This is a genomic window from Stenotrophomonas sp. (assembly GCF_032103445.1).
In the GTDB taxonomy this organism is placed as follows: Bacteria; Pseudomonadota; Gammaproteobacteria; order Xanthomonadales; family Xanthomonadaceae; genus Stenotrophomonas.
The window spans coordinates 18,199-27,583 of the sequence record NZ_DAMDFR010000056.1; the positions used below are offsets into that span (position 1 = coordinate 18,199).

13 protein-coding genes and 1 other RNA gene are annotated in these 9,385 nt (G+C 62.3%); 5 read left to right on the top strand and 9 right to left on the bottom strand.

Annotated elements, in window-relative coordinates; genetic code table 11:
• Positions 1 to 45 precede the first annotated feature (45 nt).
• The gene (locus RT551_RS16480) at positions 46 to 750 is read left to right on the top strand and encodes a hypothetical protein (RefSeq protein WP_313460643.1); all 705 of its coding nucleotides are present in this window, start codon (positions 46 to 48) and stop codon (positions 748 to 750) included.
• 138 nt (positions 751 to 888) lie between these two features.
• Here the strand turns inward: RT551_RS16480 and RT551_RS16485 are convergent, their stop codons facing one another.
• On the bottom strand, positions 889 to 1,452 hold the full coding sequence (locus RT551_RS16485) for a hypothetical protein (protein WP_313460645.1): 564 nt from the start codon (positions 1,450 to 1,452) through the stop codon (positions 889 to 891).
• A gap of 405 nt (positions 1,453 to 1,857) precedes the next feature.
• Between RT551_RS16485 and RT551_RS16490 the strand changes: the two genes are divergently transcribed.
• Entirely contained in the window at positions 1,858 to 2,139 is a 282-nt protein-coding gene (locus RT551_RS16490) for a hypothetical protein (RefSeq protein ID WP_313460647.1), read from the top strand.
• Here RT551_RS16490 and RT551_RS16495 read toward each other — a convergent pair.
• From RT551_RS16495 to smpB, 6 genes are all read right to left on the bottom strand, one after another.
• Positions 2,102 to 2,800 carry a hypothetical protein gene (locus RT551_RS16495; RefSeq protein WP_313460648.1) on the bottom strand — a complete coding sequence of 233 codons (699 nt, stop codon included), beginning with the start codon at positions 2,798 to 2,800 and terminating at the stop codon, positions 2,102 to 2,104. The two genes, RT551_RS16490 and RT551_RS16495, sit on opposite strands and share 38 nt — an antisense overlap.
• Before the next feature lie 136 nt (positions 2,801 to 2,936).
• On the bottom strand, positions 2,937 to 3,854 hold the full coding sequence (locus tag RT551_RS16500; RefSeq protein ID WP_313460649.1) for a nucleotidyl transferase AbiEii/AbiGii toxin family protein: 918 nt from the start codon (positions 3,852 to 3,854) through the stop codon (positions 2,937 to 2,939).
• Positions 3,851 to 4,450: a type IV toxin-antitoxin system AbiEi family antitoxin domain-containing protein gene (locus RT551_RS16505; protein ID WP_313460651.1), complete on the bottom strand. Its 600-nt coding sequence runs from the start codon at positions 4,448 to 4,450 to the stop codon at positions 3,851 to 3,853. The genes RT551_RS16500 and RT551_RS16505 overlap by 4 nt, the downstream gene beginning before the upstream one ends.
• Positions 4,451 to 4,623: 173 nt before the next feature.
• Positions 4,624 to 5,024, bottom strand: a transfer-messenger RNA (tmRNA) gene (gene ssrA / locus RT551_RS16510).
• Positions 5,025 to 5,152: 128 nt separating this feature from the next.
• Positions 5,153 to 5,464: a hypothetical protein gene (locus tag RT551_RS16515; RefSeq protein ID WP_313460652.1), complete on the bottom strand. Its 312-nt coding sequence runs from the start codon at positions 5,462 to 5,464 to the stop codon at positions 5,153 to 5,155.
• A gap of 44 nt (positions 5,465 to 5,508) precedes the next feature.
• Positions 5,509 to 6,012 (bottom strand): SsrA-binding protein SmpB, encoded by a 504-nt coding sequence (smpB, locus tag RT551_RS16520; protein WP_125358828.1) that lies wholly within the window; start codon positions 6,010 to 6,012, stop codon positions 5,509 to 5,511.
• A gap of 57 nt (positions 6,013 to 6,069) precedes the next feature.
• On the opposite strand from smpB, the gene RT551_RS16525 reads away from it, so the two are divergent.
• Positions 6,070 to 6,498: a type II toxin-antitoxin system RatA family toxin gene (locus RT551_RS16525; protein ID WP_125358826.1), complete on the top strand. Its 429-nt coding sequence runs from the start codon at positions 6,070 to 6,072 to the stop codon at positions 6,496 to 6,498.
• A 3-nt stretch (positions 6,499 to 6,501) separates the two neighbouring features.
• Positions 6,502 to 6,756: an RnfH family protein gene (locus tag RT551_RS16530; RefSeq protein WP_313460653.1), complete on the top strand. Its 255-nt coding sequence runs from the start codon at positions 6,502 to 6,504 to the stop codon at positions 6,754 to 6,756.
• Positions 6,757 to 6,890: 134 nt separating this feature from the next.
• Here the strand turns inward: RT551_RS16530 and bamE are convergent, their stop codons facing one another.
• Entirely contained in the window at positions 6,891 to 7,286 is a 396-nt protein-coding gene (bamE, locus tag RT551_RS16535; RefSeq protein ID WP_311190933.1) for an outer membrane protein assembly factor BamE, read from the bottom strand.
• A 103-nt stretch (positions 7,287 to 7,389) separates the two neighbouring features.
• Here bamE and fur point away from each other — a divergent pair, with 103 nt between their 5' ends.
• Positions 7,390 to 7,797 (top strand): ferric iron uptake transcriptional regulator, encoded by a 408-nt coding sequence (gene fur, locus RT551_RS16540; protein WP_282294801.1) that lies wholly within the window; start codon positions 7,390 to 7,392, stop codon positions 7,795 to 7,797.
• Between the two features lie 169 nt (positions 7,798 to 7,966).
• Here the strand turns inward: fur and RT551_RS16545 are convergent.
• The coding region (locus RT551_RS16545; RefSeq protein ID WP_313460654.1) for a DNA repair protein RecN at positions 7,967 to 9,385 on the bottom strand (1,419 nt) is incomplete at its 5' end.

Sequence of the window (9,385 nt, forward strand, 5' to 3'; positions counted from 1 at the left end):
TCAGGTGCAGACACACCACCTGTCTCCAAGCCAAGGACTGCACGCATGCCCATCGCACGGGAAGGCCGTTTCCTCCTCAACCACGACCCGTACCTGGGCGGTACCCGACTCGGGCTCGAATCATCCATGCTCGAGGCCTGCATCCAAGAGGTCCAGTCGCGTAACTACTTCGGTGTCTTCGGCAGCCCAAGCTTCGGCTTCAACGAGACCTCCCTCGACACACTGGAACAGCTTCCGCATCTGCGGCATGTATGGTTCTGGGACATCCACCTGAAGAACATCGACGGCCTGTATGCACTTCAACAGCTCGAGAGCTTCGGCATCCACCCGCGACGCCCGCCTGTCGCGTTCGAACGACTGCCATCACTGCGGGAAATGGTGTGGGAATACCGTGCGCGCGATACGGGCGTGGAGACCCTGTCGTTGAAAATGTTGCACCTGTGGCGCTACGCCCCCAAGCACGCCAGTTTTGCCGGATTGCAGTTGCCGACCACCCTGCAGGAGCTTGGTATCAACTGGTGCAATCCTGCCAGTCTGGACAGCCTGCCGGTGCTGCCCAACGTGCGCAGGCTCGGGATCCATCAATGTCGCAACATGAGCAGTCTAGCTGTCGTTCCAGACCTGTTCCCGGCCTTGGAGCACTTGGTTGTCGATGCCTGTGGGCGGATGAAGGTGGAGGAGGGTGAACGGCTGGTGGCCCGGATGCCAGGGTTGAAGCATGCTTTCGTGCAGAAGCGCGTAGTGACCTGATCTGCCCAAGTGCCGCAGCGAGACGCATTGGAACGCGCCGGGACCCTGGTAGGGTCGGTCGAAAGACGACCGCCGATGGCAATCGTTACTTCCGTAACGCATGACCACCGAACGCGAGGCACGCTTCTGCGTCCAATTTCATGCTTCACCCGGCCGATCACCGCTTTCAGCCGTCGTCTGTCGACCGACGCTACCGGGCTCGTCTCCGGTTGATACCAAGGTGGCACTACTTGGTATCACACTGAATCGATGATCCCTCGCTGCTTTACGGAAGTTGCGCAGATCCTCAGGAAGGAGTATCTTTCGCGGTGCAGGGCTTTGACTACCTGGCTCCGTCACGCAGTTCAGCGCGTGGCCTGAGACTTCCAGGGTGTCAAAGCCCTTTTTTCTGTCCATATACATGAGCCTGTTCGCGGCAACTTGCTCAGCAATCCAGCTTTGACGTTCCTTGGCATACACGCTGGTGACCAGATTCACAATCGCGTTACCGTCCCGGCGGGCCTGGCTGATTGATGCAATCAGCACTCCCGAGGCTGCTCTTGCTGTTGTCAGCACCACAATGGCTGAGCCGACTGTGGCCGACTCGAGCACGGCAATTGGCTCATCCAGGAACTCGGGTAGCTTCTCAAGTTGGTGAGGCGCGATGCCATCGCGTTGCCCACCTTTGCCGGTCAGGATCTTGTGCAGAACTCCGGTAGTCATCCTGAGTGGTAGGTCTGGGACCGAAAGCATGCGCAGTACCGCCGGTGTGCGTCCCAGAACGAGGGATTGACCTCGCTTGTTGCTGCTGGAGGTCCTGGCCCTGACTTGGGCTGCAAATGAGTTTTCTTGTTGATCCACAACACATTCCGCACGACTGGCACCTTCGCCGAGGTCCAATCGTGCCCTTGGATTGCAGGATTCAGTTGCGCGCTAGCGGCTGTGCCGCCACGACAATGCCTCTCGAATATGTTGTCCCGACGGTAATGGCGCGCAGTGCGCTTTGTTCGTCGTCGACACGGTCACATGCAAAGGGGGGCAAAGCCTCAGCAAGTTGTATGGCTTCTTACTCAGCATGCGTGGGAGCATCCGCAGGCAGCTCTGTTTGTGGATCGAGGATCAACAGCAATGTCTATCAGCTACCCAGCCAAAATCGACGGAAAGGAGGGCGACTACGTCATGACCTTCCGCGACATCCCGGAGGCCATTACGGGCGGTGCCACTATCGACATCGTGTTGGCCAACGCCGTGGACTGCTTGGCCACGGCGATCGAATTCTATGTCGACGATCGCAGACCGTTGCCTATCCCGTCGAGTGCTGAGAACGGTGACATCCTCGTCGAGCTGCCGCCCCAGTGTCGTCGTCGAGCGGTTACAGCACCCCAGCCACCACAAGCCCATCGTAAGTAGCACTCCAATCCCCGCTGTGCTTCACCGCAACACCGCCTGCGGCATTCCAGGCAGCGCAGTTTGCGCTCCAGTCATCCACAAGCACATCGCCGGGCCGATGCATGAACAAAGGTTTGTTGGCACCGCCCAGCACCGGCAGCACCAGGCAGGTTTGGGAAAGATGCTCACGCACCCACGCACGCTTCTGCGTGGCAGCGACGGTGTAGTTGCTCTTCGGGCAGGCGGTGAGGATCACCGGGTGCAGGTGTTCAATGGCGCGGAAGAATTCGATCGCACCGGCAATCGGCGGCAGGTCGCGGAAGAATGACGCGTGGCCGTTGATATGCCCCCACATCACGTCGTCTTCCAGTTGGCGGTGGTCCAACCCGAACACGGCCGGGAAGCCAGTATCGAAGTCGGCCATGACGCCGTCCAGGTCCAGATACAGCGTGCGTGTGTCTGAGGTGACGGTGGGACGGGAAGTGGAGGAGGGTAGCGTTTGCTCGAGGGATTGGAACGCCTGCTCCAAGCTGCGCATGCCGTGTTCCACCCATTGCGACAGGGTGCTTGCGGGAATGCCCGCTTCGGCGCTGGCAGAAGCCACAGATGTGCGGCCCTGCAGAATTTCAACAACCAGGGCGGCTTTGCGCGGCCCCGTCCAGATAGGAGTCTCGTAATCCATTACGTCTCTCGTTTGCTTGATGGGTACTACGATAGCACTGGTGGCGGGTGCCGCGGTGTGTAGTTCAATCCACCGACCACGATTGGTGGAGGTGGGCGGAATTGAATCCTGACGCGCTATTGTGACGGGCAGTTGTTCATGTCACGTCGTGTTGTGACCACGGTCCGCTGGCTTGCCAATGGGAATCAAACTCCAGCTGCGCATGGGCCGCAGCGGCTGCCGGCATGATGAACGCATTGAGTTCTGCAACAACGTCGCTCAGCTCCAGAGCATCCAGTCCGTTCTTTCTCAGGAACGCCTGCCATTGCGTCTTCTTCTGAGTATCCATGGCAAAGGCTTCGGTGAGCCCCAGTGGGGCGCTTCCGGTCAAGGGAGTGCCTCGGCGGTCAAAAGTCGCGTAGAGCGCTTGGCGAAGGGTGTCGCCGTGGAAGTCGCTTTGCTTCGAGAGTACCCAAAGATCGAAGTAGTCCTTCATACGGCTGTTTGCTATGCCGAGCGACGCGAGTGCCTCAAACTTCTCTGCCACTACGGTATAGCGCGGATACACGCGGATCTTCGGGGATGCGAAGCCGTCAAGTATGACCGGGTAGTCAACTTCTTCCGGGGCAGGGGTCACTGCATCACCGAACCCAATGTCGATCTGCACATGGCTGCGGGCCCCATCGATCAAGCCGATCATGATGACGCGAATGCCGTTGTAGTTGGCCTCTTTGCGTATCTCTGATGCCCTTACGGACTCTGGTGTGAACTCGACGCCATCGGCTGCTTCCATAGCGCACAGTTCTTTGAAAACACCTTCAATGCGTGATATCTCGGATGGGCCGAAACCAAGGAAATCAGCGTCTCGCGTCGGCCGATGGGGAATGGCAAACCAGAGGTCAAAGAGCAGGGCACCTTTCAGAAGGAATTGATCGGCGTACGGCGAAATGCTGATTCTGTAGAGCAGGCGTTCAATGGCGTACCTCGTGAGAATCAGGTTGAACTCCTGCTGGGTCTCCCGGGCTCGGTTGAGCAGACGAGCACGAACGGATGCGCCGACATTAGGAACATTCATGAAAGGCTCTCCATGTACGGCCGCATGACATTGGCCACGCGGCCGAGCGTAGCGTAGCGCCAGAGGTCATCCATGCTTGCTCGCTTTGCACGCCATGTTTCCTGAAGTGCCTCCAGCGCCACATCCAGCCCTATCTTGTTGCGGAACTTGAAGCAGTCCGCCACAGTCCTAGGGACGTTGGTTACCTGCACCGGCACGCCATCGATTTGGTGTTGGTCTACTCCTTCTGTCAGTCCCGGTGCTGAGAATCGCACTACACGAAGAGGGGGGTAGTCCATCTTCGGGGTGCGGGCGTTATTCGGGATGCCGATCCAGACTTCGAATGGCGACTGTGTAGTCAGCTCATGCACTCGCAGTGCGGACAGAAGACAGACAATCGCCCGGGGTTGCTTGCGTGCAACTTCAGCCAGTGCCCCGTGTTCGGATATCACACGGTCCGGAAGGGCGTAGAGGCCTCGACCGACGCGCGCAAGCAGCCCTTGTCGTGCCAGCCGGGTGAGTGCGACGGTGGGTAGTCCAAGTGCGTCAAGATCGCGCGGTCGGATCAGTCCGCACCGGGAGGCCAGGTTGAGAATGATCTGATGCGAGGTATCCATAAATTGATCATGTTGCGTATTGTATGTAAATGTCAATATTTACATGCATATTGCAACAATGTTCAACCGCCGCCGAGCATCGCGAACCATTTCAGGGCTGAAGGGCCCCAAACAAAAAACCCGAAACTCCTCGCGGAATTCCGGGCTTCTTGTAGGTTCTTTCGAACCTGTGTTGGTGGAGGTGGGCGGAATTGAACCGCCGTCCGAAGGCACTCCATCCCCAGTTCTACATGCTTAGCTCACCGTTTGGTGTCGTCCTGAAGCAGTACGGTGTGCGAAACGCACCCCAGGATCAGCCCGCTTTAGGTTAGGCCGTGACTGACGGGCAGCCACCACAGCCGATTCCATGATAATGACCCTACACCGACGAGCATGGACACAAGTGGGTTCGGGGCTCTGCCTTAGTTGGCCGAGGGACTAACGGTGAAGCCGTTTTTTAGGCGGCGACAGCGAAGTCCTGAGCGTAGTTGTCGTTGTTGGCAACTAGAGTTTTGCCGCTGGATTTACGAGGAAAGCTGCCCCCTCGGCATGCACCAGGTAACTTCACAACCCCCGTCGAAACCAATGCACCCCCGGTCTCTTCAGTTCTTGCAAGGCTTTCGGGCTGCTGGATGGTCGAAACCGGCCAGAGGCCCTACCCGATGGCGGAAATGCTACGCCAAAAAGGCTGAACAGTCACCTTTCGGGCGCGCGCGGAGGCAATTACCGCTGGCGCAGGTTTTCGGCGCGGTGACGGGCTTTTTCGCGGCGCTGGTTGCTCTTCTCGTGCTTCAGGGCGGTGATCTGGCGCTGGGCTTCCGGTTCCACCTGGGCCAGCAGGGTCTGCAGGCGGGTGATCCGGGCCTGCAGCTGCGGGGTGTCGGTTTCAGCTGCCTCGCGCTGGGCGTTGCGCAGCAGGTAGGTCAGCACCTTGAGCAGGGCGGCCGGCTCCATGGTGCGGCTGAATTCGGTGAAGATGAACTCAAATGCCGCAATGTCTGCCTGCAAGTCGGCCGGAGTAGGGGTCTGGGTCACGCGCGGCTCCTGCCGTTGGAATGTGAGGGATGGGACATCAAGGCTCAGGCGTCGCGATTACCGCGACGCATGGCGCGCTGCTTTTCAATGGCCCAGTCGCGGTCCTTGGCGGCGTCGCGCTTGTCGTGGGTCTGCTTGCCCTTGGCCAGTGCCACTTCCAGCTTGATCTTGTTCTTGCTCCAGTACATCGCGGTGGGGACGATGGTGAAGCCGTCGCGTTCGACCTTGCCGATCAGCTTGTCGATCTCACGACGGTGCAGCAGCAGCTTGCGCTCGCGGCGGTCGTTGGCCACCACATGGGTGGAGGCCTGGATCAACGGGGTGATCTGCGCGCCGATCAGGTAGATCTCGCCGGACTTCACATAGGCGTAGGCGTCGACGATGTTGCCGCGCCCGGCGCGGATCGACTTGACCTCCCAGCCCTGCAGGGCCAGGCCGGCCTCGAAGCGCTCTTCGATGTGGTACTCGTGGCGGGCACGCTTGTTGAGCGCGATGGTTTTATTGGCCGTCGCGTTCTTTGCTTTATCCTTGGCGCTGTTCTTGCTCATTTATCTATTGTCTCCGATTCCGGCCGTCCGTGGTCGATTCGTCAGCCAAGCCAACGTATGACTACCATCCGCCGCAGTGCCCTGGTTGAACATTCCGCCGCCCGCATGTTCGACCTGGTAAATGATGTCGAGGCCTATCCGCGCCGGTTCCGCTGGTGCTCGGCCTCGCAGGTCCTGGAATCCAGCCCGGACCGGGTGGTGGCGCGGCTGGACCTGGGCCTGGGCTCGTTCTCGACCTGGTTCATGACCGAAAACAGCCTGCAGCGGCCACACCATATTGATATGAAGCTGCGCGATGGTCCCTTCAAGCAGCTGCATGGCCGCTGGGAGTTCCATGCGCTGGCCGAAGATGCCTGCAAGGTCACCCTCACCCTGGACTTCGAACCCACCAGCCGCCTGCTCGGGCCCGCACTGGCACTGGGCTTCCAGGGCCTAGCCGACCGCATGGTCAACGACTTCATCCGCGTTGCCGACAGCCAGGACTGAGACGTGATCCGCGTCGAGGTGGTGCTGGCATGGCCGGACCGGGTGGAACGCCGGGCGCTGGAGCTGGCCGAAGGGGCAACCGTGGCCGATGCGATTGCGGCGGCGAACCTGCCCGGTAGCGCGGACTGCCCGGCGGTGGCGGTGCATGGGCTGCTGGCCCGGCCTGCCCAGGTGCTGGAGGACAACGACCGGGTGGAACTGCTCAGGCCGTTGTTGGCTGACCCGAAGGACAACCGACGGCGGCGCGCTGCGCGGTAACTTCTTTTTCGGTCTGCGGTCGGATCAGCCGGGCAAGCCCGGCTCTACGGGGCGCTGCGTTGGGTCAGCCATTACCGGGCGATCAGGTAGTGCCGGCCGTTGGCCGGCAACCCCATGAAACCGTCAACGGCCCATTACCGGCCGCGCTGTTTCTTCTTGTCCTTGGCCAGATTGCGGCCGAACTGGCGGACGGTGTCCTGGGCCAGCTGGGCGTCGCGGGTGGCGAAGAAGTCGCCTTCCCAGCGGGTGACCAGGTCATTTTCGAAGAACACGGTGAAGTTCTTCACTTCGGTACGGCCCACCCGGTTGGTCCGCTCGGTGGCGGTGTAGTCCCAGCGCTGGGCGTGGAACGGGTCGGGAATGGACGGGGTGCCGAGCAGGGCATTGACCTGCTGCTTGCTCTGGCCGACCTGCAGCTGACCGACGGCCTGCTCCCGGACCAGGTTGCCCTGATAGATGGGTTGCTTGTAGATGATGCCGCACCCGGTGGTGGACAGGGCAACGGCGGCGACCAGCAGGAGATTGCGCATCGGAAAGGGCGTTTGGGGAAATCCAGTCGATGATACACTCCCCGCGTGTCGCCGCGACCCAATCCGAGGCAGCTGGCGCTAAATCGCCAATGAACGGAGACTTATGGAAACCAACGACCTGCGCAAAGTCGGCCTGAAGGTGACCCACCCGCGGATGCGGATCCTGGCCCTGCTGGAGCAGCGCAACGCCCAGCACCACATGACCGCTGAAGACATCTACCGCCAGCTGCTCGAGCACGGGGATGAAATCGGGCTGGCCACGGTGTACCGCGTGCTGACCCAGTTCGAGGCCGCCGGCCTGGTGCTGAAGCACAACTTCGAAGGCGGCCAGGCCGTTTACGAACTGGACCGCGGCGGCCATCACGACCACATGGTCGATGTCGACAGCGGCAAGATCATCGAGTTCGAAAGCCACGAGATTGAAGAGCTGCAGCGCAAGATCGCAGCGGATCATGGCTACGAGCTGGAAGAGCACTCGCTGGTGCTGTACGTGCGCAAGAAGCGTAAATAAGCGCGAAGCGGTTATTTACGCGGGTAGTGCCGGCCGCTGGCCGGCAACCTCATGACCTTCGGTGGCATCGCGTGGTTGCCGGCCAGCGGCCGGCACTACCGGGCCCGCCATGCATGGCGGGATTACCGGGCCGTCCGCCCGGTGCACGGATGCCGGGCATGGCCCGGCACTACACCTGCAACAGCTTCCGCGCGGCCGCCCGCGCCTCCTTGCTGACCTCCACGCCGCCCAGCATCCGGGCGAGCTCTTCCTCGCGCGCCTTGCTGTCCAGCTTCTCCACCGCGCTCTGGGTCATCCCGTCCACCGGGGCCTTGCTCACCCGGTAATGCGCGTGGCCCTTGGAGGCCACCTGCGGCAGGTGGGTCACGCACAGCACCTGGCGCTTTTCGCCCAGGGCGCGCAGCTTCTGCCCGACGATGTCGGCCACCGCGCCACCGATCCCCGAATCCACTTCGTCAAAGACCATGGTCGGCACGGCGTCCAGGTCCAGCGCGGTTACTTCAATGGCCAGCGAGATGCGTGAGAGCTCGCCACCGGAGGCCACCTTGCGCAGGGCGCGCGGGGGCTGCCCGGCGTTGGCGGCGACCAGGAACTCAACCCGCTCGGCCCCGTTCGGGTCCGGCTTGGCCACGGTCTGGGGTTCGATCTCGATCAGGAACTGACCGCCGCCCATGCCCAGCTCGCCGATCAGCGCGGTGGTGGTGGCGGACAGCTCGGCCGCGGCGGTGCGGCGGCTGGCACTGAGGGTGGCGGCCACGGTCTGCCATTGCCCGGCCGCGCGGTCGATCTCGCCGGCCAGCGCCTGCAGGCGGGCATCGGCCCCGCGCAGCTGCTCCACTTCGGTTTCCAGCGCGTCGCGATGCTCGCCCAGCTGCTCCATCGGCACCCGGTGCTTGCGTGCCAGGTCGTGCAGGCGGCCGAGGCGGCGTTCGATGTCCTCGAACTGCTCCGGGTCGGCATCCAGATCGCCGTGCACCCGGTCGAGCAGGGCCAGCGCTTCGTGCAGCTGGATGGCCGCGCCGTCCAGCAGGGCGTCCACCTCGCCCAGGCGCGCGTCGTGTTCGGCCACGCGCGACAGCTCGTGCCGGGTCTGCTGCAGCTGCTGCAGCACGGCGCTGTCGTCATCGCCATTCAGGCGTGCGGCGGCCACATCGCAGGCGGTGACCAGGGCCCCGGCGTGGGCCTGGCGGCGATGGCTGCTGGTCAGCCCGGCAATTGAAGCCGGCTCCAGGTCCTCGCGCTGCAGCTCGCCCAGCTGGTGCTCCAGAAAACCGATGCGGTCGCTGACGTCGCCCTGGCGCGACAGCGCCTCGGCCTCATCCACCAGCGCCTGCCAGCGGGCGGCGGCCTGGCGGACCTGGATGCGCTCGGCCTCGTTGCGGGCGTAGGCGTCCAGCAGTGCCAGCTGCGAAGGCCGCGCCAGCAGGGCCTGCTGGTCGTGCTGGCCGTGGATCTCCACCAGCATGCCGGCCAGTTCGCCGAGCTGGGTCAGGGTGACCGGGCGGCCGTTGATCCACGACCGTGAACCGCCGTCGGCGCGGATCACCCGGCGCAGCTGGCACTGGTCGTCGTCGTCCAGTTCGTTGTC

What these genes read in the sequence shown, in the direction of transcription:
- fur (WP_282294801.1), top strand. Translation starts at nt 7,390, where the DNA reads ATGGAAACCAACGACCTGCGCAAAGTCGGCCTGAAGGTGACCCACCCG.
- RT551_RS16505 (WP_313460651.1), bottom strand. Translation starts at nt 4,450, where the DNA reads ATGGATACCTCGCATCAGATCATTCTCAACCTGGCCTCCCGGTGCGGA.
- RT551_RS16495 (WP_313460648.1), bottom strand. Translation starts at nt 2,800, where the DNA reads ATGGATTACGAGACTCCTATCTGGACGGGGCCGCGCAAAGCCGCCCTG.
- bamE (WP_311190933.1), bottom strand. Translation starts at nt 7,286, where the DNA reads ATGCGCAATCTCCTGCTGGTCGCCGCCGTTGCCCTGTCCACCACCGGG.
- RT551_RS16500 (WP_313460649.1), bottom strand. Translation starts at nt 3,854, where the DNA reads ATGAATGTTCCTAATGTCGGCGCATCCGTTCGTGCTCGTCTGCTCAAC.
- RT551_RS16490 (WP_313460647.1), top strand. Translation starts at nt 1,858, where the DNA reads ATGTCTATCAGCTACCCAGCCAAAATCGACGGAAAGGAGGGCGACTAC.
- smpB (WP_125358828.1), bottom strand. Translation starts at nt 6,012, where the DNA reads ATGAGCAAGAACAGCGCCAAGGATAAAGCAAAGAACGCGACGGCCAAT.
- RT551_RS16480 (WP_313460643.1), top strand. Translation starts at nt 46, where the DNA reads ATGCCCATCGCACGGGAAGGCCGTTTCCTCCTCAACCACGACCCGTAC.
- RT551_RS16525 (WP_125358826.1), top strand. Translation starts at nt 6,070, where the DNA reads ATGACTACCATCCGCCGCAGTGCCCTGGTTGAACATTCCGCCGCCCGC.
- RT551_RS16485 (WP_313460645.1), bottom strand. Translation starts at nt 1,452, where the DNA reads ATGACTACCGGAGTTCTGCACAAGATCCTGACCGGCAAAGGTGGGCAA.